This window comes from Sorangium sp. So ce406 (genome assembly GCF_051474675.1).
In the GTDB taxonomy this organism is placed as follows: Bacteria; Myxococcota_A; Polyangia; order Polyangiales; family Polyangiaceae; genus Sorangium; species Sorangium cellulosum_G.
In genome coordinates, this window is record NZ_CP150340.1 from 5,337,652 (window position 1) to 5,359,016 (window position 21,365).

General features: G+C 72.0%; 20 protein-coding genes. 7 read left to right on the forward strand and 13 right to left on the reverse strand.

The window, feature by feature from the left end; translation table 11 throughout:
- Positions 1–61 precede the first annotated feature (61 nt).
- From ribD to WME96_RS19640, 9 genes are all read right to left on the reverse strand, one after another.
- Complete coding sequence (ribD, locus tag WME96_RS19600) at positions 62–1,207, reverse strand: bifunctional diaminohydroxyphosphoribosylaminopyrimidine deaminase/5-amino-6-(5-phosphoribosylamino)uracil reductase RibD (RefSeq protein ID WP_437291625.1); 1,146 nt, start codon at positions 1,205–1,207, stop codon at positions 62–64.
- Positions 1,208–1,223: 16 nt separating this feature from the next.
- Positions 1,224–1,685, reverse strand: a complete 462-nt coding sequence (nrdR, locus tag WME96_RS19605) for a transcriptional regulator NrdR (RefSeq protein WP_061615006.1) — start codon at positions 1,683–1,685, stop codon at positions 1,224–1,226.
- 24 nt (positions 1,686–1,709) lie between these two features.
- Positions 1,710–2,954 (reverse strand): beta-ketoacyl-ACP synthase II, encoded by a 1,245-nt coding sequence (gene fabF, locus WME96_RS19610; RefSeq protein WP_437291626.1) that lies wholly within the window; start codon positions 2,952–2,954, stop codon positions 1,710–1,712.
- Between the two features lie 129 nt (positions 2,955–3,083).
- Positions 3,084–3,332, reverse strand: a complete 249-nt coding sequence (acpP, locus tag WME96_RS19615) for an acyl carrier protein (RefSeq protein WP_061612542.1) — start codon at positions 3,330–3,332, stop codon at positions 3,084–3,086.
- 153 nt (positions 3,333–3,485) lie between these two features.
- Positions 3,486–4,232, reverse strand: a complete 747-nt coding sequence (gene fabG / locus WME96_RS19620; protein WP_433937025.1) for a 3-oxoacyl-ACP reductase FabG — start codon at positions 4,230–4,232, stop codon at positions 3,486–3,488.
- Positions 4,233–4,238: 6 nt separating this feature from the next.
- Positions 4,239–5,180 carry an ACP S-malonyltransferase gene (gene fabD / locus WME96_RS19625; protein WP_437291627.1) on the reverse strand — a complete coding sequence of 314 codons (942 nt, stop codon included), beginning with the start codon at positions 5,178–5,180 and terminating at the stop codon, positions 4,239–4,241.
- Positions 5,181–5,343: 163 nt separating this feature from the next.
- A complete protein-coding gene (locus WME96_RS19630; RefSeq protein WP_437291628.1) occupies positions 5,344–6,339 on the reverse strand; it encodes a beta-ketoacyl-ACP synthase III in 996 nt (331 codons plus the stop codon).
- A 100-nt stretch (positions 6,340–6,439) separates the two neighbouring features.
- A complete protein-coding gene (gene rpmF, locus WME96_RS19635) occupies positions 6,440–6,634 on the reverse strand; it encodes a 50S ribosomal protein L32 (protein WP_020736516.1) in 195 nt (64 codons plus the stop codon).
- 4 nt (positions 6,635–6,638) lie between these two features.
- On the reverse strand, positions 6,639–7,430 hold the full coding sequence (locus tag WME96_RS19640; RefSeq protein ID WP_437291629.1) for a YceD family protein: 792 nt from the start codon (positions 7,428–7,430) through the stop codon (positions 6,639–6,641).
- A gap of 98 nt (positions 7,431–7,528) precedes the next feature.
- Here WME96_RS19640 and WME96_RS19645 point away from each other — a divergent pair, with 98 nt between their 5' ends.
- From WME96_RS19645 to asnB, 7 genes are all read left to right on the forward strand, one after another.
- Positions 7,529–8,863: a hypothetical protein gene (locus WME96_RS19645; RefSeq protein WP_437291630.1), complete on the forward strand. Its 1,335-nt coding sequence runs from the start codon at positions 7,529–7,531 to the stop codon at positions 8,861–8,863.
- A gap of 178 nt (positions 8,864–9,041) precedes the next feature.
- Entirely contained in the window at positions 9,042–9,605 is a 564-nt protein-coding gene (pyrR, locus tag WME96_RS19650; RefSeq protein ID WP_437291631.1) for a bifunctional pyr operon transcriptional regulator/uracil phosphoribosyltransferase PyrR, read from the forward strand.
- A gap of 8 nt (positions 9,606–9,613) precedes the next feature.
- The gene (locus tag WME96_RS19655) at positions 9,614–10,579 is read left to right on the forward strand and encodes an aspartate carbamoyltransferase catalytic subunit (protein ID WP_061618214.1); all 966 of its coding nucleotides are present in this window, start codon (positions 9,614–9,616) and stop codon (positions 10,577–10,579) included.
- A gap of 253 nt (positions 10,580–10,832) precedes the next feature.
- Positions 10,833–11,807: an NAD(+) synthase gene (gene nadE, locus WME96_RS19660; RefSeq protein WP_437291632.1), complete on the forward strand. Its 975-nt coding sequence runs from the start codon at positions 10,833–10,835 to the stop codon at positions 11,805–11,807.
- A gap of 218 nt (positions 11,808–12,025) precedes the next feature.
- The gene (locus WME96_RS19665; protein WP_061618211.1) at positions 12,026–12,286 is read left to right on the forward strand and encodes an acyl carrier protein; all 261 of its coding nucleotides are present in this window, start codon (positions 12,026–12,028) and stop codon (positions 12,284–12,286) included.
- Positions 12,287–12,307: 21 nt separating this feature from the next.
- Positions 12,308–13,903, forward strand: coding sequence for a class I adenylate-forming enzyme family protein (locus WME96_RS19670; RefSeq protein ID WP_437291633.1), 1,596 nt, complete (start codon positions 12,308–12,310; stop codon positions 13,901–13,903).
- 1 nt (position 13,904) lies between these two features.
- The gene (gene asnB / locus WME96_RS19675; protein WP_437291634.1) at positions 13,905–15,917 is read left to right on the forward strand and encodes an asparagine synthase (glutamine-hydrolyzing); all 2,013 of its coding nucleotides are present in this window, start codon (positions 13,905–13,907) and stop codon (positions 15,915–15,917) included.
- Between the two features lie 61 nt (positions 15,918–15,978).
- Here the strand turns inward: asnB and WME96_RS19680 are convergent, their stop codons facing one another.
- The 4 genes from WME96_RS19680 to WME96_RS19695 form a co-directional block, all read right to left on the reverse strand.
- Positions 15,979–17,184: a lipoprotein receptor gene (locus tag WME96_RS19680; protein WP_437291635.1), complete on the reverse strand. Its 1,206-nt coding sequence runs from the start codon at positions 17,182–17,184 to the stop codon at positions 15,979–15,981.
- Complete coding sequence (locus tag WME96_RS19685; RefSeq protein WP_437291636.1) at positions 17,184–18,137, reverse strand: hypothetical protein; 954 nt, start codon at positions 18,135–18,137, stop codon at positions 17,184–17,186. Before WME96_RS19685 ends, WME96_RS19680 begins: the two co-directional genes overlap by 1 nt.
- A gap of 62 nt (positions 18,138–18,199) precedes the next feature.
- Positions 18,200–19,786, reverse strand: a complete 1,587-nt coding sequence (locus WME96_RS19690; protein ID WP_437291637.1) for a protein kinase domain-containing protein — start codon at positions 19,784–19,786, stop codon at positions 18,200–18,202.
- Between the two features lie 162 nt (positions 19,787–19,948).
- Positions 19,949–21,322: a tetratricopeptide repeat protein gene (locus tag WME96_RS19695; protein WP_437291638.1), complete on the reverse strand. Its 1,374-nt coding sequence runs from the start codon at positions 21,320–21,322 to the stop codon at positions 19,949–19,951.
- Positions 21,323–21,365 lie beyond the last annotated feature (43 nt).

Here is a 21,365-nt window from a genome sequence, read left to right on the forward strand (position 1 = left end):
CACGGGGCGGGCCGAGCCGCTCCGCACGGGGCGGGCAGGTCCGCTCCGCAGGGCGGGCCAGTCAGCTCCGCGCGGGGAAGGCGAGCGGGCCGCTGACGTACGCGTCGCGGCCGCAGAGCTCCCAACGCGGATCGACGATCCGAGGGGCGTCCCCCGGCGTGTCCGGGCCGGCCCAGTCGACCGCGCCCGGCCGGCCGCGCGGGCCGAGCAGGATCGGGGCGACGAAGGCGTGCAGCTCGTCCGGCAGGCGCGACGCGAGCAGGCTGCCGGCGAGCTCGGCGCCGCCCTCCACGAGGATGGAGACGATCCCCTGCGATGCGCAGAGGCGCATCGCGGCGGTCACGTCGACCCGGCCCTCGGCGGAGGTCGGCGCGCGCAGGACGACGCAGCCGGCGTCGACGAGCACCTGCTCGGCCGCCTCCGGCGCGTCGGCGCCCGTGAGCACCCAGGTCGGCACCTCCCGCGCCGTCTGCGCCAGCCGCGTGTGGAGCGGAAGCCGGAGCCGCGTGTCGAAGACGAGCCGGATGGGGCTCTTCCCCCCCGGCGCGAGCCCGGGCTCGCGCAGCGTGAGCCGGGGGTCGTCGGCGAGCGCGGTCCCGATGCCGATCGCCACCGCGTCGTGCCGCGAGCGCAGCTCCTGCACCTTCGCGCGCGCCTCCGGGCCAGTGACCCACTTCGACGCCCCGGTGCGGGTCGCGATGCGGCCGTCGAGCGACAGGGCGAGCTTGAGCGCGATGTGGGGGATCCCCGTCGTGACGAACTTGGTCCAGGGCGCGATCAGCGCGCGGGCCTCGGCGCCGGCGACGCCGAGCTCGACGGCGAGCCCGGCGTCGCTGAGCCGCTGCGCCCCGCCGCCGACCACCGCCGGGTTCGGGTCGGGCGCGCCGACGACGACCCGCTTGATGCCGGCGCTCAGCACCGCGTCCACGCACGGCGGCGTGCGCCCCTCGTGGTTGCAGGGCTCGAGCGTCACGTAGAGCGTCCCGCCGCGCGCCGCGTCTCCGGCGGTCGCGAGGGCCAGCCCCTCCGCGTGCTCCTCGCCGGCGCGCGCGTGGTGCGCGACGGCGACGACCTCCCCCGCCGTGTTCACCACCACCGCGCCGACCGGGGGATTCGGCGACGGCATCGCCTTGTGCGCCTCCTCGATGGCGAGGCGCATCATCGCGGCGTCGAAGTCGGGATCGGGGCTGGGGAGCTTCGCTGGCATCGAAGTGCCGGATCTACTAGGGCGCCTTGGCCTTCACAAGCTTGCCAAGCTCGACCATGAACTGGTCGATGTCTCGAAAGGAGCGATAGACGCTTGCGAACCGGACATAGGCGACCTCATCCAGGGTGCGCAGGTGGTTCATCACGCGCTCGCCGAGCTCGGTCGACGAGATCTCCCGCCGCTCGGACTCCTGCGCCTCGCGCTCGATCGCGTCGGCGATAGTCTCGATCTGGTCGGTGGAAACGGGCCGCTTGTTGCAGGCGATCCGGAGCCCACGCACGAGCTTCTGGCGATCGAACGGCTCGCGCCGGCCGTCCTTCTTGACGACGGTCGGCAGGATGTCCTCGACGCGCTCGTACGTCGTGAACCTCCGCTCGCACGAGGCGCACTCGCGCCGCCTGCGGATCACCTCGCCCGCGCCGCCGGCGCGGGAGTCGATGACCCGGTCCTCGAGGTGGCCGCAAAATGGGCACTTCATCGAGCCATCCAGCGCGGCGCGCGGTCAGCCTTCGAACTGGGAGAGCACGAGCGAGACGTTCGTCCCGCCGAAGCCGAAGGAGTTCGACATCACGTGCTTCAGGCGGCGATCGCGGGAGGTGAACGGCACGTAGTCCAGCGTGCACTCGGGATCGGGATCGTCCAGGTTGAGCGTCGGCGGCACCTTGCCGTCGCGCAGCGCGAGCGCGCAGACCGCCGCCTCGACGCCGCCGGCGCCGCCGAGCAGGTGGCCCATCGCCGACTTGGTGGAGCTCACCCAGAGTCGCTTCGACGCCGCGTGATCGCCGAAGGTCTTGAGGATCGCCCGGGTCTCCTCGATGTCGCCCTGCGGCGTCGAGGTGCCGTGCGCGTTGATGTAGTCGATCGCGTCCGGCGCGAGCCGCGCGTCATCGAGCGCCATCTTCATCGCGCGCTGCGCCCCGGCGCCGTCAGGCGCCGGCTTCGTGATGTGGTACGCGTCGCACGAGGCGCCGTACCCCACGACCTCCGCGTAGATCTTCGCGCCGCGCTGCTTCGCGTGCGAGAGCGACTCGAGCAGCAGCGACCCGGCGCCCTCGGCGCAGACGAAGCCGTCGCGCCCCTTGTCCCAGGGGCGGCTCGCCCGCTGCGGCTCCTCGTTGCGCCGCGAGAGGGCGAACATCGCGCAGAAGCCGCCGATGCCGAGGCCGGTGATCGTCGCCTCCGCGCCGCCCGTGAGCATGATGTGGGAGCGGCCCCGGCGGATCCACTCGAACGCCTCGCCGAGCGAGTGCGCGCTCGACGAGCACGCGCTCGTGTTGCAGTAGCTCGCGCCGCGCAGGTTGAGCGCCATCGCCACCTGCCCGGCGGCGAGGTTGGCGATGACCGTCGGAATGAAGTAGGGGCTGACCTTCTGGGGGCCCTTCTCGTGCAGGGTGATCGAGTGCTGGTACAGGTACTCGAGGCCACCCAGGCCGACGCCGATGAACGTGCCGCACTGATCGCGGTCTTCCTCGGTGAGCTCGATCCCCGCGTCCTGCATGCACATCTGCGAGGCGGCGATGGAGAGCTGGGCGAAGCGCCCCATCTCCTTCACCTTCTTCTTGGGGATGTACTCCTCCGGGACGAAGCCCTTCACCTCGCCGGCGAAGCGGCTCGGATAGGTGCTCGCGTCGAAGAGGGTGATGGGTCCGATACCGGACTGACCAGCCAGCAAAGATTGCCAGGTGGCCTGCGTCCCGATGCCGTTGGGCGTGACGAGCCCGATGCCGGTGATGACAACGCGTTCCATGGCTTTTTTTGCCCTAGCGCCACCACGGAGGTGCGAACACGTGCTTCGGCGAAGAGGCAGGCCCTTCGCTGGCCCACGTGGCCGTCAACCCTCCATGGTGACGCCGCGTCCGGTAGGGCGGTGAGGACGCTACTTCTTGGTGTGCCCTTCGATGTAGTTGATCGCATCCTGGACAGTCCGGATCTTCTCCGTGTCCTCGTCCGGAATGTCGATCTCGAACGCCTCCTCGAACGCCAGGACAAGCTCCACCAGGCCCAGCGAATCGGCGCCCAGATCGTCGATGAACGACGCTTCAGGCTTGATGTGAGACTCCTCGACGTCGAGCTGCTCCTTGATGATCCGCTTTACTTCGGCCGTGATGTCGCGACCTTCAGCCATGGTATTCCTCCCGGGAAAACGGACCCCCTAGTAGCCCATCGCCCTCAGCGTTGCATCATCGAATTACCTGCGGCCGCTTTTTTCGTGTGCGCCTCGTTTGCCGCTTGCTTCCGAGCGAGACGCGCGCCTTCCGAGGTGCGCGGGCTGTCGCGCTCAGACGTACATTCCGCCGTTGACGCGGAGCGTCTCGCCCGTCACGTAGCTCGCCTCGTCGGAGCACAGGAATGCGATCGCCGCGGCGACCTCCTCGGCTCGCCCCGTACGCCCGAGCGGCACCATCTTGGTCAGGCCCTCTTTCATCTCGGCGCTGATCGTCGTGGTCATGTCGGTGTCGATGTAGCCGGGCGCCACGGCGTTGACGGTGATGCCGCGCCCCGCGTACTCGCGGGCGAGCGACTTCGTCACGCCGAGCAGGGCCGCCTTGGTCGCGGCATAGGCCGTCTGGCCCACGTTGCCCATCTCGGCCACGACGCTGGAGAGGAAGACGATACGGCCCGTGCGCGCGCGCATCATGACCTTGGTCGCGGCGCGGGCGCACGCGATCGCGCCCTTCACGTTCACGGCGAAGAGGCGGTCGAGGTCCTCCTCCTTGATCCGCAGGAGCAGGCCGTCGATGGCGATCCCTGCGTTCGCGACGAGGATGTCGAGCCGGCCGAGCCGCTTCGCCGCCTCCGCGATGGCGGCCTCGGTCGCCTGCAGGTTCGCGACGTCGAAGCCGAGCGCCTCGGCCTTGCCGCCTCGCGCGGTGATCGCCTCGACGACCGCGCGCGCCTCGGCCTCACCGCGCACGTAGTTGACGATCACGTGCGCGCCCTGCGCCGCCAGCGCCTCGGACGCAGCCCGCCCAATTCCCCGCGATCCGCCCGTGACGATCGCAACTTTGCCCGTAAGGTCGAACATCGATGCCTATGCCTCCGAAAGGAACGCGCTCACGCGCTCAATCCCCGCCATGTCGCTCACGCTGAGCACCTTGATCTGCTTCGTGATCCGCTTGACAAGCCCGGCGAGCACCTTGCCAGGGCCGATCTCGAGGGCGTGCGTGACGCCGTCCTCCGCCATGCGCTCGATCGTCCGCATCCACTGCACGGTCCCGTCGACCTGGCGCAGGAGGAGAGAGCGCACCCGCTCCGGATCGGAGTTCGGCGTGGCGTCGACGTTCGCGACGACCGGGAAGGCGAGCGGCCTGAGCTGCGTGCGGTCGAGCTCGGGGCGCAGGCGCTCGGCCGCGGGCCGCATCAGCGCACAGTGGAAGGGGGCGCTCACCTTGAGCGGGATGGACTTGCCGCCGCGGGCCACGGCGAGCTCGCCCGCCCGCGCGACCGCCCCGCTGTGGCCGGCGATCACGATCTGCCCCGGCCCGTTGTAGTTCGCCGGCGCGACCACCTGGCCTTGCGCCGCCTCGGCGCAGAGGGCGAGCACCACGTCCTGTTCGAGCCCGATGAGCGCCGCCATGGCCCCCTCGCCCGCCGGCACGGCCTCCTGCATCGCGCTGCCGCGGATCCGGCAGAGCCGCACGGCCTCCTCGATCTCGAGCGCGCCGGCGGCGACCAGCGCGCTGTACTCGCCGAGCGAGTGGCCGGCCGCGTAGAGCGGCGGCTCGAGGTTGGGCAGGTGCTCGATGAGCGCCGCGGCCACGGCGCAGCTCGTGGCGACGATGGCGGGCTGGGTGTTGCTCGTCTTCGTCAGCTCCTCGATCGGCCCCTCGAAGCAGAGCCGCGAGATCGGCTCGCCGAGCGCGGCGTCAGCCCGCGCGAACGCGCCGCGCGCCGCCGCCGAGACCTCGGCGAGGGCCTTGCCCATCCCTACCTCTTGCGCCCCTTGCCCTGGAAATAGCCAAGCGATTTTCACGTTTGTCCTCACGTCCAAGCAGAGGAGGCGGACGACGTCCGTCCCCGAGCCACGTCACGAGGCCGGCGCCCGCCGAGCCCCGCTCATGCAGGCGCGCCGGGCGAGCTCAGCCGCCGCGACGCGCAGATCTCGACCCCAACGCCGGCGCGCCCGCATCGCCCGCTCACATCCGGACGACGGATGCGCCCCAGGAGATGCCGGCGCCGAGCGCGCAGAACAGGACGTTGTGACCCGGCTTGATGCGCCCGTCGCGCACCGCCTCGTCGAGGGCGATGGGGATGGAGGCGCTCGAGGTGTTGCCGTACTCCTCGATGTTGAGCACGAACCGATCGAGGGGGAGGTTCAGCCGCGCGGCGACCTGGCTGATGATCCGCAGGTTCGCCTGGTGGGCGACGACCCAGTCGAGCTCGGAGGCCGCCATGCCCGCCGTCTCGAGCGCGATCAACGACGCGCTGGAGAGGTTCTTCACGGCGACCTTGAAGATGTCCTGGCCCACCATGTGGACCTTGTTGCGGTTCTGCTCGATGCCCTCGGCGGTGAGCGGCTCGGCCGTGCCGCCGCCCGGGATGACCAGCGAGTTCGCGAGCGCGCCGTCGCTGAAGATCCGCGTCGAGACGATGCCCCGGCCGTCGTCGGACGCAGGCCCGAGCACGACCGCGCCAGCGCCGTCGCCGAACAGGACGCACGTCGTGCGATCCTTCCAGTTCAGGATGCGCGAGAGCAGCTCGACGCCGATCACGAGGACGTTCCGGGCCACGCCGTTCGAGATGAACTGATCGGCGATCGTGAGCCCGTAGACGAAGCCCGCGCAGGCCGCCGAGATGTCGAACGCGGGGATCTCCTCGGCGCCGAGCTTCTGCTGCACGTAGACCGCGCAGGCGGGCATCGGGTGGTCGCCGCTGATCGTCCCGACGATGATCATGTCGAGGTCAGCCGCGGTGAGGCCCGCGGCCGCGAGGGCCGAGCGGCCGGCGGCGGACGCCATGTCGCTCGTGAGCTCGCCGTCGGCGGCGACGTGGCGCCGACGGATCCCCGTCCGCTCGCTGATCCAGCTGTCGGAGGTGTCGACGATCTTCTCGAGATCGGTGTTGTGAAGGACCCGGGCGGGCGCGTAGCTGCCCGTCCCGAGGATGCGACTCCTCGGCCGCGCGGCGCTCATGCGACGGGCCCTCGCGCGTCGGCGCTCTCGCGCGCCCTCGCCGCGCCCGGGTGCGCGGGCGCAGCGTTCTCACGCGCCGGCGTCCGCGCACCCGCCCTGGTCATGTGGCCGCGGTCGCCTTGGTCGCCTTCGCCTTGCGCCCGTTGTAGTGCCCGCAGGCGCCGCACGCGCGGTGCGGGAGCCGGGCTTCCCCGCAGTTCTCGCAAGAGACGAGCTGGACGGGGGTCACCTTGTCGTGGTTGGCGCGCCGCATGTCGCGCTTGCTGGGGGTGGTTTTCCTCTTGGGGACGGCCACGGAGCTACTCCTTCTTGGTCTTCTTCTTCGATGTCCCGGCGCTGGCCGGGGAGGTCGAGGCAGGTTGCGCGCGCTTGTCAGAGGCGCTGGGCTTCTGTCCGAGCTTGTCTCGGAGCGCGCTGAGCGGCGCGAGCCGCGGGTCGAGGCCCGGAGCGGCCCCGTCCTCCTCCCCCGCCCCCGCGACGAGGGTCGAGGAGCCGCCTTCGCGGTCCTCTCGGGACGCGGCAGGACCGATACCCGGGCAAGCTTCCGAGCACAAGGGGAAGTTCGGCATCTCGAGGAGAATGGCCTCCCGGATGAAGGGATCGAGCACCACCGTCTCGCCGTCGTACGTGTCGACGTCGGCCTCCTCGGCCGTGAACTCGTACTCGGGCTCCTTGGTCTTGGCCTCGGCCTTTGCCGACCCGTTACGGCCCGCCGCGTCGTCGCGGCGATGCCGGTGCCCCGGCCCGTGGCTCTCCGCCTTGGGGGCCGGGCGTAGCAGGAGAGAGAGCTCGGCGTCGATGTCGAGCGGGGCCGGAGAGAGGCATCTCGCGCACGGCGTGGCGACGGGCGCCTTGACGCGGCCGCGCACGACGATTTCGTTCCCCGTCCGGGAGAGGCGGGCAGAGAGATGGCCTGGCGCGCGCCCGCTGACGTCGGCGTCGGCGAGCTCTGCGTTCAACCAGTCGGTCGGCAGCGGCATGTCCAGCGAGATGCCGGAAATGTCGATGTCATTGGCGGAGACGGCGATCTGGGACATGGGTTCCGGGCCAGTGAAAGCGGAGCGTTTAGCGCGGGGTGCGTTGGCTCGCAAGACCGAGCGACGACCGCCTCGGCTGCTTTTCCTCTCTCCCTCTCTTCCTCGCTCGGCGCCGCCGTCCGTTCGGGGCCGCGTGGTAGCGTCGCCGGTGCATGGACCGTAGCGCCAGGCCCGAGGCCCCTGCCGCGGGCGCCGCCGAGCAGCGAACGGAACCTTCGGGAGAAGCACGGCGAGCGGGCCGGCGCGAGGTGATCGCGCTCGCGATCTACGCGCTCGCGACGCTCGTGTACGCGGTCAGCTCCTCCCGCGAGATCTTCGCCGCCCACACGCCCTACAACCACTACGCCCTGCTCGCCGAGGCGTGGCTGCGCGGCCGCCTCGACCTCGGCGGACCGCCGCCGGCCTACGCGGGCGGCAACGACTTCGCCGTGCTCGGCGACCGCTACTACGTCAGCTTCCCCCCCTTCCCCGCGGTCCTCATCGCGCCCCTCGTCCAGCTCGCCGGCAGCGCCGAGCGCGTGCGCGACGGGCAGTTCTTCCTGGCGTTCGCCGGCGTCGGCCCGGCCGTCCTCTTCCTCGCCCTGGAGAAGCTCTCGGCGTCGCGGCGCAGCCGCCGCACGCAGGCCGAGAACATCGCGCTCGCGCTGCTCTTCGCGCTCGGGAGCGTCTACTGGTTCAGCGCCGTGCAAGGGACGGTGTGGTTCGCGGCGCACGTGGTCGGCGTCGCGCTCGCCTGCGTCTACCTCTACTGCGCGCTCGACGCGGCCCACCCGCTCGCGGCGGGCCTCGCCCTCGGCCTCGGGTTCGCGACGCGCACGCCGCTCGGCTTCGCCGCGCCGCTGTTCCTCTACGAGGCGCTCCGCGCGGGCCGCTCGGATCCGCGCGCCGTCCTGCGCCGGCTCGCGCTGTTCGCCGCGCCGGCCGCGCTCGTGCTCTCGGCCCTGCTCTGGCACAACCACGCGCGGTTCGGCGACGCGACCGAGTTCGGGCACCGCTACCTCCACATCGCCTGGCGCGCCCGGATCGAGAAATGGGGGCTCTTCTCGTACCACTACCTGCCGCGCAACCTCGCGGTGGTGCTCACCAGCCTGCCGTACTCCCACGTGCAGGGCGCGCCGTTCCAGATCAACGCGCACGGGCTCGCGCTCTGGGTGACCACGCCCCTCTACGCGTGGGCGATCTGGCCCCGGCGCACGCCGCCCGTGTTCTGGGCGCTCGCCGCCACGGCGGCCGCGGTCGCGCTGCCGAGCCTCTTCTACCAGAACAGCGGCTGGATCCAGTTCGGTTACCGCTTCTCCAACGACTTCGCCCCGTTCCTCTTCGCCATGATCGCCGTGGGGGGCCGCCGGTTCGGCGTGCCGTTCTACGCCCTCGGCGCGGCCGCGATCGCGGTGAACGCGTTCGGCGCGCTCACCTTTCAGCGCGCGGGGTTCGAGCGGTTCTATTTCCTCGAGCGCACCCAGCGCGTCCTGCACCAGCCCGACTGAGCGCGCCAGCATCGCCGCTCGGCTGCCGCAACGGCGCGGCGCCGCGCGCCCTCCGCAGCGGCGCGCAGCGCGGCGCGGCCGGATGCCCGCGCTCTGCCGCGGGCGGACGGGCGATCCGGCGGACGGCGCACACGGCCCTTGGGTGCACGGGGCCCGCTGTGGTAGCCCTCGCCGCGCCATGGAAGCTCTGCTCGACCCGGCCGCCATCGGGCGCGGCCTGCGGCGCGTCGCTCTCCAGATCGCCGAGCGCGGCCGCGGCGTGGAGGATCTGGCGCTGATCGGCATTCGACGGGGGGGCGAGCCGCTGGCCAAGCGGCTGGCCGCCCTGCTCCTCGAGATCGAGGGCCACGCGCCGCCCGTCGGCGCCGTCGACATCACGCTGTACCGCGACGACGCCGCGACCGCCCTGCCGAACCCGCGCATCGGCCCCAGCCACATCTCCTTCCCCGTCGACGGCCGGCGCATCGTGCTGATCGACGACGTGATCTACACCGGCCGCACCATCCGCGCGGCGGTCGACGCGGTGCTCGACTACGGGCGACCCCAGCGGATCGAGCTCGTCGCGCTTGTCGATCGCGGCGGCCGGGAGCTGCCGATCCACCCGGATTACGTCGTCCGTGCGGTCGAGCTCGCCCCCGGGCAGCGCGTCGACGTGGTGGAGCGCGCCGGCGAGCTCTGGGCTCTCGTCGCCGCCGCCGACGCGAAGCTCTCCGAGCCCCCCTCTCCCCCGGAAGGGACGTGAGCCAGCCCATGAGGAGGATTTACCCGCACCGACACCTGCTCGGCATCGAGGGGCTCTCTCAACCCGAGATCGTGTCGCTCCTGGACGCGGCCGAGTCGCTCTTCGACGTCTCCCGGCGGAGCGTGCGCAAGGTGCCCACGCTCCGCGGCAAGACCGTCGTGAACCTGTTCTATGAGCCCTCGACGCGCACGCGGACGTCGTTCGAGCTCGCCGGCAAGCGGCTCAGCGCCGACGTCATCAACATCAGCGTCTCCACCTCGAGCGCCGTCAAGGGGGAGTCGCTGCTCGACACGGTGCAGAACCTCCAGGCGATGCAGCCGGACGTGCTGGTCATCCGGCACAGCGCGTCGGGCGCGCCGCACCACGTCGCCGCGCGCACGCGCGCCGCGGTGGTCAACGCGGGCGACGGCACGCACGAGCACCCGACCCAGGCGCTGCTCGACGCGTTCACGATCCGGCGCGCCAAGGGCCGGCTCGAGGGGCTGGAGGTCGCGATCTGCGGCGACATCGTCCACAGCCGCGTGGCCCGCTCGAACGCGCACCTGCTCACCACGATGGGCGCCCGGGTCCGCTTCGCCGGCCCGCGCACGCTCCTGCCGGTCGCGGGCGAGTCGCTCGGCGCGACCCTCTACGACCGGATCGAGCCGGCCCTCGAGGGGGCCGACGTGGTGATGATGCTGCGGGTCCAGCGCGAGCGCCTGAGCGGCAGCTTCCTCCCCAGCATGCGCGAGTACAGCCGCACCTTCGGGCTCAACCCGGCCCGGCTCGCGCTCGCCAAGCCGGACGCGATCGTGATGCACCCTGGGCCGATGAACCGCGGCGTGGAGATCGATCCGCGCGTGGCCGACGGCAAGCAGAGCGTGATCCTCGACCAGGTCGAGGCCGGCGTCGCGGTCCGCATGGCCGTGCTCTGGGTCCTGGCCGCGGAGTCCAACGAGTTCTCCGCGACCGGCGAGCCGCGGCCCTCCATCTGACGCCGCGGCCGCGCCGGCGCGCTATCCCGGACGCGGCCCTGCAGCGGAACACCCCACAGCGAGAACCCCACAGCGGCGCAGCGCCCCCCGGACAGCGCGGGCGGACCACCTCGCTCCGGCCCTCGCCGCTCGCGGAGCGAGGCGCTGTTTCCGCGAGCTACCCGGCCTCGCGGCGGCCCACGGCGAACGGGGTTCCCTGCCGCGCTCCGTTTTAATAGTCTGGTCCATCTTTTTGAAAGGGTGGATGCCAACCATGTTTTCGCGAGACGTCCTCAGGATCGATGCCCCGGCGATAGCGCAAGAGATCGAGAAGGCCATCCGGGACCAGGTGTTCGGCACGCTGCGGAAGCGCGGGGCCGTGGTGGGGATCTCGGGCGGGATCGACAGCTCCGTCGTCTCGACGCTGTGCGTCCGCGCGCTCGGCAAGGACAAGGTGCTCGGCATCTTCATGCCCGAGCGCGACACCTCGGACGACGCGCTCCGGCTCGGCAAGATGCTCGCCGAGCAGCTCGGCATCGAGGCGGTCATCGAGAACATCAAGCCAGCGCTGAGCGGCCTCCGCTGCTACGAGCGGCAGGACGAGGCGATCCGGATGGTCTACCCGGACTACAACGAGAGCTGGAAGTTCAAGATCACGCTGCCGTCGATCCTCGAGAGCGACAGGCTCAACGTCTCGCAGCTCACGGCGCAGCCGCCCGGCGAGGAGCCGCGCGTGAAGCGGATGCCCCTGAACGCCTACCTGCAGCTCGTCGCCGCGACGAACTTCAAGCAGCGCATCCGCAAAATGATGGAGTACTACCACGGCGACAGGCTCAACTACGCGGTCGCCGGCACGCCGAACCTGCTCGAGTACGATCAGGGCTTCTTCGTGAAGCAGGGCGACGGCGCCGCGGATTTCAAGCCGATCGCGCACCTGTACAAGAGCCAGGTCTACGCGCTCGCCGAGTACATCGGCGTCCCCGCCGACATCCGCGGGCGCGCGCCGACGACCGACACGTTCTCGATGCCGCAGGGGCAGGACGAGTTCTACTTCGCGCTCCCCTACGACAAGATGGACCTCTGCCTCTACGCCTACAACAACAAGGTTTCCGCCGCGGAGGCGGCGCCCGCCGTCGGCATCACGCCGGAGCAGGTGGAGCGCGTGTTCAAGGACATCGAGGCAAAGCGCCGCGTGGCGCAGTACCTCCACGCCCAGCCGCTGCTCGTCCGCGACCAGGGCCACGCCTGACGAGCTCGGGGTCGCGACGAGATCGCGAGTCGCGATCTCCCCTGCGGCGGCGCGCGTGGTGATGCCACGCGGTGATGTCGCGCGACACCGCTGCCCGACATCACCGCGGCATAGGGCGCGCCTCGCGCCGTTCCGCTGCATTCCGAGCACCGCCGCGCGCTCCGCCGAGCACTCTCGACAGGAAAGCCGGGAGGGTGATAGACGTAAAAACTAACTCCATGAGCACTTCCAGCATCGAATCGACGATTCGCAACTTCCTGGTCACCTCGTTCGGCTATCGGGGCGCCACCGCCGATCTCGGGGCCGAGGTCCCTTTGCTCGATCAGGGAATCCTGGATTCGACGGCCGTCCTCGAGATCGTCCAGTTCCTCGAGCAGGACCTCGGCATCCAGGTCGCCGACGAGGAGATGGTGCCGGAGAATTTCGGCTCGATCGCCCGGCTCGTGACCTACGTGAACAGCAAGAAGAGCAGCAACTAGCCCGAACACCCCGGGGGGCGCATGAGCACGCAGCACACCGCTCGCCGCGATCCGCGCTCGGATCGCTTCCTCATCGACTCGGCGCTGCGATCGTTCGCCGCTTCGCGCCCCGACCACGTCGCGCTGGTCTCGGAAGGGCGGCGGATCACGTACCGCGAGCTCGACGCGCTCGCCGACCGCTGCGCCGCACTCTTCCGTGAGGCGAGCGTGCATCGCGGCGACCGCGTCATGATCGCGCTCGACAACGGCGTGGACGCGGTCGTCGCCTACTACGGCGCGCTGCGGGCCGACGGGGTGCCGTCGCTGCTCGGCACCGCCATGCGGCCGCGGCGCTTCGGCCAGGTGATGGAGCTCGCCGGGCCCCGCGTGCTGGTGGCGGCGCGCGGCATGCGCGACACGCTCGCCGCCGTGGCCGAGCTCCCGCCCGGCGCGAGGCCGGCGGCGACGTTCCTGAGCGGCGCCGCGCCCCCGGCGGCGGCGGCCGCCGCCGCCCCGCCCGACGGCCGCGACTTCCAGGAGGCGCTGGCCGGCGCGCCGGGAGAAGCACCGGAGCGCCGCGCTATCGAGCTCGATCTCGCGACGATCTGCTGGACGAGCGGCAGCACGGGCGAGTCGAAGGGCGTGATGCTGACGCACCAGAACCTCCGCAACAGCACCGCGGCGATCGGCGCGTACCTCGAGCACACGGCGGACGACGTGATCCTCTGCGTGCTGCCGCTGTCGCACACCTACGGGCTCTTCCAGCTACTCGTGACCCACGCGTTCGGCGGGACCGTCGTGCTCGAGAAGGGCTTCTCCATGCCGTGGCCCATCGTCCAGAAGATGGCCGAGGAGCGCGCCACCGGCTTCGCGGGCGTGCCGACGATCTTCGCCTCGATGCTCTCGCTCAAGAACTTCGCGAAGGCCGATCTCTCCGCGCTCCGGTACATGACCAACGCCGCGTACGGGCTCCCGGCGCCGCAGCTCCTGCGGCTCCGCGAGCTCCTGCCCAACGTCGCCTTCTTCGCGATGTATGGCCAGACCGAGTGCACGCGCGTCTGCTACCTGCCGCCGTCCCTCGCGCTCGAGCGGCCGGCGTCCGTGGGCATCGCCATGCCGAACGAGGAGCTCTGGATCGAGCGCGAAGACGGCACGCGGGCCGAGCCGGGCGAGGTGGGCGAGCTCGTCGTCCGAGGGCCGAACGTGATGCGCGGCTACTGGAAGAATCCAGATGCGACCGCGCGCGCGCTCCGGCCGGGGCCCTTCCCCGGCGAGGTGGTGCTGCACACCGGGGACCTCTTCAAGCTGGATGAGGACCGGTACCTCTACTTCGTCGCGCGCAAGGACGACATCATCAAGACCCGCGGCGAGAAGGTGAGCCCGCTGGAGGTCGAGTCCGTGATCTGCAAGGTCCCCGGCGTCGTGGAGGCGGCGGTGGTCGGCGTGCCGGACCAGGTGCTCGGGGTCGCGGTGAAGGCCGCGGTCGTGAGGGCCGCCGACGCCGCGGTGACGGCGGACGATGTCCGCAAGAAGGTGCGGTCCGAGCTCGACGAGGTCGCCGTGCCCAAGTTCGTCGAGTTCATGGACGCGCTCCCCAAGACGGCGAGCGGCAAAGTCAAGAAGAGCGAGCTCATCTGATATGTGCGGTATCGCCGGCCTGATCAACCTACGCACCGACGCGCCGAACCCCGACCGCGATCTGGCCCTCCGGATGGCTCGGGCGCTCCGTCACCGAGGCCCTGACGGCTTCGGCATCTACCGCGATCGCCACGTCGCGCTGGCCCACGCCCGCCTGTCGATCATCGACCTCGACGGCGGCTGGCAGCCGATGGCCAACGCCAAGGAGACGCTCTGGGTCTGCTTCAACGGCGAGATCTTCAACTACATCGAGCTGCGCGAGGAGCTCACGGCGAAGGGCCACCACTTCCGGACGAAGAGCGACACCGAGGCGCTCATCCACGCCTACGCCGAGTACGGCGAGGCCATGGTCGACCGCCTGAACGGCCAGTGGGCGTTCGTCCTCTGGGACGTCAAGCGGCGGCGCGCGTTCTTCTCGCGCGACCGCGTCGGCATCAACCCGCTCTTCTGGACGGTCCACCGCGGCGTCCTCCGGTTCGCCAGCGAGGTGAAGTCGCTCTTCCAGGACCCCACCATTCCCCGCGCGATCTCGCGCGACGGGCTCGACGAGGCGCTGACCTTCTGGGCGCCGGTCGCCCCGCTCACGCCGTACGAGGCCGTCCAGCAGATCCCGCCGGGCGCGGTGGCGACGCTCGATCTCGACCGCGACGTGGCGCCGCGCGTCTCGGTGCGCTTCCGCCCCGAGTTCCCCGTGGGACGCGCGCCGGTCGCGGACGAGGCGCCGCTCGTCTCCGGCGTGCGCGAGGCGGTCCGCGGCGGCTCGACGATCCGCCTGCGCGCCGACGTCCCCGTCGGCAGCTACCTGAGCGGCGGGCTCGACTCCACCATCGTCGCGGCGCTGATCGCCTCGAACCGCGACGTGCCGCTGCGCACGTTCTCGGTCGAGTTCGCCGAGCGCGAGTTCGACGAGGCCGAGTACCAGCGCGCCGCCGTCGCGCACCTCGGCACCTCCCACGCCTCGATCCAGTGCGGCGACGCCGACATCGCGCGCGTCTTCCCCGATGTCGTCTACCACGCCGAGGCCCCGCTCCTGCGCACCGCCCCGGCGCCGCTCTACATCCTGGCGCGCCTCGTGCGGCAGAGCGGCTACCGCGTGGTGCTGACCGGCGAGGGCGCCGACGAGTTCTTCGCCGGCTACGACATCTTCCGCGAGGACCGGGTCCGCCGCTTCTGGGCGCGCCACCCGGACAGCAAGCTCCGGCCCCAGCTCCTGCTCCGGCTCTACCCTTACCTCCAGCGGTCGCCGGTCGCGCAGGTCGAGATGGCCAAGGCCTTCTTCGGGCGGAACCTCGCGCAGACGGACGACCCGTTCTACTCCCACCGCCCGCGGTGGGACGCGACCAGCCGCATCAAGCTGATGCTCGATCCCGCGATGCGCGAGGGCGTCGGCGAGACCGCGGCGGCCGATCGCCTGAAGGAGCAGCTCCCCGGCGACTTCATGCGCTGGACGCCGCTCGCGCGCGCGCAGTACCTGGAGATCACGACGCTGCTCTCCGGATACCTGCTCTCGTCGCAGGGCGAGCGCATGATGATGGCGAATTCGGTCGAGGGGCGCTTCCCGTTCCTCGACCCCGACGTGATGGACGTGGCGGACGCGCTGCCGGACGCGCTGAAGCTGCGCACGCTCGACGAGAAGCACGTGCTGAAGCGCGCCTTGGGCGACCTCCTGCCGCCGGGCGTCCTCGAGCGGAAGAAGCAGCCGTACCGCGCCCCCGTGGTGCAGCCGTTCTTCGGGAGCGAGACGCCGGACTACGTGGAGGCGTGCCTGTCGCCGGACGCCATCAAGGAGGCGGGCATCTGGCAGGCGCAGCCCGTCGCGTCGCTCGTCGCGAAGTGCCGCAGGACGGGCGGCAAATCGATGAGCAACACCGACGACATGGCGTTCTGCGCGATCCTCTCCACGCAGCTCATGGCGCGCGACATCATCCAGGGGGCGCGCGTGGTCTCGGCCGCCGACGACACGTCGGGCCGGCTGGGCGTCGACGTCGACCGGCTGCGCGACGCGGCGGGCTGAGCGCGCGCTCGACCGCGACGAGCGGGCGCGCGTTCACGCCGCGCGCTCGCCGCGCCCCCGATCAGCGGTGGATCTTGCGCACGGCCCCGTTTTTCTCGTCCGCCCAGTACACGTAATCGGCGTCGAGCGCGATGCCGCGCGGCGTGCCGCCCTCGTACAGCACCTGCTGGCGACCGCTGCCGTCCTTGCGCTTGCGCAGGACGCGGCTCGATCCCTGATCGGTCCAGTAGACGTAATCGTCGTTGTCATCGACGGCGATGCAGTCGGGGGTCGGGTTCGCCACGTCGTCGTCTTCGTCGGACGTCCACAGGACGGTCGCATTCCGCGCGCCCCGCTTTGGCGCCCTCATCACGGCACCCCGATCGTCGTTGTCCCGCTCGCGCGGGCTGTTGGTCCAGTAGACGTGGTCCCGGTCCACGGCGATCGCGTACGGGTACGCCTGCGCATCCTCGGTCAGCCTGGCCGTCTCGCCGGGGCCCCGCGGCGTCCTGTTCACCGAGCCGCGCTCGCTGCGGTCGACCCAGTACACGTGCTCCCTGTCGAGCGCGATGAGGTGCGGCGACGTGTTGTTGTCCTCGTGGAACTCGTCGTCGGCCAGGCCGTCGGCCATCGGGATCCGACCGATGAGGCTCCCGTTGCCGGGCGCGCCGATGCCGCCGGCGCGCTGCGCCCAGAACACGTCGTTCTCGTCCGCCGCCACGCCGAGGGTCGCGTAGTCCGAGTCGAAGACCACCTTCGGCGTGCCCGCTCCGTTGTGGTCCACCCACAGGAGGTTCGTGTCGTTGAGGTTCGACCAGAAGACACCCTCCTGGTTCACAGCGATCCCGTACGGAGCGTTCTGCCCGCCGGCGATGGGCGTGACCGGCCCGCCGAGGACCGACACCTTCTGCACGCTGCCGCCCTCGCCCTCGCCGGCCGTCCAGTAGACCGCGTCGCCGTGGATGACGAGGAACTTGGCGTTCGCAGACTGCGGCGTCGGGAAACCGCGCGCGATCTCCGTGACCCCGCTGCAGACGCTCGCGCTGCACGTCCCGTCGTCCAGGCACTGCGCGCCGCAAGCGCCGCAGTTCTGCGGGTCGTCGCTCACGATGACCTCGCAGTCGGCGGGGTTGCCGTCGCAGTCGGCCGTGCCGGCAGCGCAACCCGAGGACCCGCCAGCCGAGCCCGTACCGGCCCCGCCCACCTCGAAGTCCCCGAGCACGCTCGTGCATGCCGCCGCGACGGAGGCAACGCCGAGCATCACGCCGATCCTGAACGCCTGGCGCATCAGAAACTCCCCTTCGCTCCTGCGGAGCCGAGCCCGATCACCGGCGTGATCGATATCCCGGCGCGCTGCGGTGACCTCGGCGCAGTGAGGAGCAGGAACGCCCCCGCGCCGGCGCCCACGGCGCCGACCACGAACCCGATCGTCGAGAGGGTGCCCATCGCGTGGTAGGTGTCGACGTCGCCCTGCAGCGAGGGGTCGCAGCGGTTTCCGGGGCAGCGCTCCGACAGGTCGCTGTGCTTGCCGATCGCGAGCAGCCCGCCCACCGCCCCGGCCGCGAGGCCGACGCCGCCGAGCCCCAGCGCCGCGATGCCCAGCGTCGTGCGGGTGCCGCCACCGGAGGCGACAGGCCCCGCACCGGGCGCCCGCGCGAGCGGCGGAGGCGACGCGCTGGGCGGCGGCGCGAGCGGCGTGAGCTCCAGCGCGACGGTCTCGCGGGCGCCCTCCGCGAGGGTCACCTTCACCTCGACCGGGGCGAACCCCGCCGCCGTCGCGCGGACGGTGCGCTCGCCCGGATCGACCGGCCGCCGGACCCCGAGCGCGGCGCGCGGCACGGGCTCGCCGTCGATCGTGACGTCGGCGGCGTCCGGCCCGCGCACCGACAGGAGCACCTGCGGGATGCGCGGGGCGAGCGCGTCGAGCTCCCGCTGAGCAGCCGCGATCGCCTCGAAGAACGGCTCGGGCGACCCCTCCGGCGCCCCTTCGCGGAGGATGCGGCTATACGACTCCTGCGCCGCGATCCACTGGCCCAGGCCCACCTGGGCGCGGGCGACGCCGAGCAGCAGCGTCGGCGCGTGAATGATGGCGTCCGCGCGGCGGAACCGATCGAGCGCGGCGGCGTGGTCCTTCCGGTCGAGGGACTCCTGCCCCTCCACGGCGAGCGAGCGCGCCGTGGCGCGATCGGCATCGGAGACCTGTGCGAGGGCGGCGGGCGCGCAGGTCAGTGCGAGCAGCAAGGCAGCGATTCCTGGTCGACGAGCCATACGAGCGAGGTCTGAGCGAGGTGCTGCGGTGAACGTCAGATGCCGAAGTCGGTCGGCTTCGGCTTGCGGCGCACGGTACCCGATGGCGCGGGGGAACGCGGCTTCACCTGAGCGGGCTGCGCCGAGGGCGGGCGCGGGCCGGTCGGCGCCGCCGTCGCCGAGACCCCGGGCGCCGGCGCGGCGGCAGATCCCGCAGAGGTCGGCGGCTCGGGCTCCTTCACCGGAGCGACGGCCGGCGCCACGACCTCGGGGCTCCGCGGCGCGTCGGACGCCGACGCCGTGGTCTCCGGCTGCGCGAGCGGCTGCGCCGGGGCGGCAGGGCCCGCGCCGCGCAGAACGAAGATCCCGACGCCGACGAGGACGGCCGCGGCGGCCGTGACGGCGGCGATGACGCGCACCACGACGGGCCGCCGGGTCGGCGGCGTCACGACCGAGACCAGGGCGCTGGCGGTCTGCGAGCGCATGTGGCGGCCCGACATCCCGGCCGCGCCCGCGATGTCACCGGGCGAGGCCACCGTCAGGCCGGGGTTCGGCGAGAGCCGATCGACCTCGGCTTCCGACGACGCGACCAGCGTGGCCGCGTCGCCGAGCGACGGCACCGCGCTGTCAGGGCCCGCGTCGAGGAGCGTCGCGCCCTCCTGCGACCGCGGGGTGAAGCCGACCTCCACCGACACGCGATCGCCGGGCGCGCGGAACATGCCGGTGAGGCTCGTCCTCGGCTCGATGCTCTCGCTCGCGATGTCGAGGGCGATCGCGAGCGCGTCGCAGAACTCCCTCGCGCTCTGGAAGCGGGCCTCCGGCTCGCGCGACGCGGCGCGGGCCCACCAGGCGTCGAAGCCGGGCGGCACCGGGGCGAGCTGCGACGGCACGGGCAGCGGCCGGACCATGATCTTGAGGAGCAGATCGCCGAACGCCTGGCTGTCGAACGGGAGCTTTCCGGTCAGGCACTCGAACACGACGACGGCGAGCGACCAGAGGTCCGAGCGATGATCGATGCTCTTGGTCCCCTGCGCCTGCTCCGGGCTCATGTACGCGGGCGTCCCGAGCAGCGAACCGGTCTTCGTGTTGGAGGTGACCTTCGGCGTGCTGTCCTTCGCGATACCGAAGTCGAGCACCTTCGCGATCTCCCGGTCGTCGTCCCGGACGAGGAAGATGTTCGCCGGCTTGAGGTCGCGATGGACCAGGCCGGCCGCGTGGGCCTTCGTGAGGGCGCGCGCCACCTGCGCCGTGATCGCCATCGTGTCGTGCGGGTCGAGCCGCCCGACGCGCTGGATGCGGGTGTCGAGGTCCTCCCCCTCGAGGTACTCCATCGCGATGTACGGCGTGCCCTTCCACACGCCGTGGTCGAGGATCTGCACCACGTGAGGGCTGCGGATCTGCGCCGCGACCTTGGCCTCCCGCTCGAAGCGGTGCCGCACCTCCTTCGAGACCCCCTGCGCGTGCATGAACTTGATCGCGCACGGGATGTCGAGGCCGATGTGCTGGGCGAGCCACACCGAGCCCATCCCGCCTTGCCTTAGCGGACGCACCAGGCGAAAGCGATCGGCAACGGTGGTCCCCGCGGCGGGTGTCACGCAGCCTCCCAGACCTTCGGAATACCACAGGTGGCCGTCCAGGGTCACGTTTGCGCCGTGCAAAAATGAATGAACTGCCAGCGCAATTCGGCCTGGGCGCGCGCCTCGGCGCCGCCTGCTGCGTCTGCCGCGCGGCACGGCGGCGCCGGGCCCGAGCGGGTGTGCGTGCGTCAGGGATCCCTGGTGGGCGAGATCGCCGACGCGCGAAGCTCAGCGAGGGCCCGAGCTCGCGGCGGGCTCTTGCGGAGGCCGGCGCGCGCCGGGCCGCGCCGGCGGGGAGCCGTCGTCGCCCGCGGCGCCGAGCGGCGTGCCCGTCGTGCGCGCGAGCTGGCCGCCGCGCGGATCTTCCGGGAACGCCTCGATGAACTTGCGCGCGTGGTGGCGGGACTCCTCGACGATGCCGGCGCGGAACGTCAGGAGCGCGAGGTTGTACCGCGCGTCGGCGTTCCTGGGATCGGCCTTCAGGGCGGCGAGGTAGCCCTGGCGCGCGCCGTTGTAGTCGCCGCGCTTGTCGGCGATGAGCGCGAGGTTGTAGAGCACCTCGGCGTCGGAGGGGTCCTGCTGGGCGAGCGGCGCGAGGCGCGCCGTGGCTCCGTCGAGATCCCCGGCCAGGATCGCGAGCGCTCCCGCGAGGAGCTGCGCCTTCCGGCCGGCGCCCGCCTCGATCGCGCGCTCCGCCTCCGCCCTCGCCTCCGCGAGGCGACCCGAGCGCTCGTGCGCGAGCGCGAGCGCGTACCGCAGCCGCGACGGGTCGCCGCCCTCCTCGAGCGCGGCCCGCGCCTCGGCGGCCGCGCGCTCGGGGCGGCCGGCGACGGCGAGCGCCTCGGCCAGGACGGCGCGCGCGCCCCGCTGCTCCGGGCATCGTTCGCGCGCGGCCTCCGCATCGCGGAGGGCGGCGCCGGCGTTGCGGGCGTGGAGCCTCGCCTCGGCGCGCAACGCGAGGCAGGCGCACGTCGCCGGCGCGGCGCTCGCCGCGGAGGCGGGGTGCATCTTCAGGCAGCGCCCGGCGATGCCCTCGAGATCGTCGAGCTTGCGCTTCTCGAGGAGCGGCCTCGTGAGCTCGTCGACGGCGCGCAGGTGCGCGCCGTCGCGGCGCAGCGCCGCCCACCACATCCGCTCGGGCGATCCGAGCAGCGACGACGCCCCGAGCACCTGGACGGCGCCGAGGCCGATCAGGGCGATCGCGGCGCCCATCCGCCGGTGCTTGAAGCTCGATCCGAGCCAGTGCTCCGCGGCGGCCGCGGCGAGCGTCGCGAGCGCCGCCCAGAGCGGCGCGGCGACGACGAAGACCCCCTGCGCGAGCGGCGCGCGCGGCCCGCGGAAGTAGAGCGTCGCCGCGAGCGCCGTGGCAATCGCGAGCCACAGCAGCGCGGCCCCGTTCCTGGCGAGCCGCGTCTCCAGCCGCGCGGCGAACCAGGCCGACAGGCCGAGCGCCGCCGCGAGCGCGGCTGCCGAGAGCGCTCCCGCGAGGGCGAGCGCGCGCGGCGGCATCGGCTCCGGCGAGAGCCACGTGGGTGAGACCGCGAGCACGAGGAGGTGCAGCGCGCGGAACAGGTGCAGGGCGAGCTCAGCAAGCCAAGGCACGGCGTGACCTTAGCCCAGCGCCCATCGCGCACCAAACGGCGGC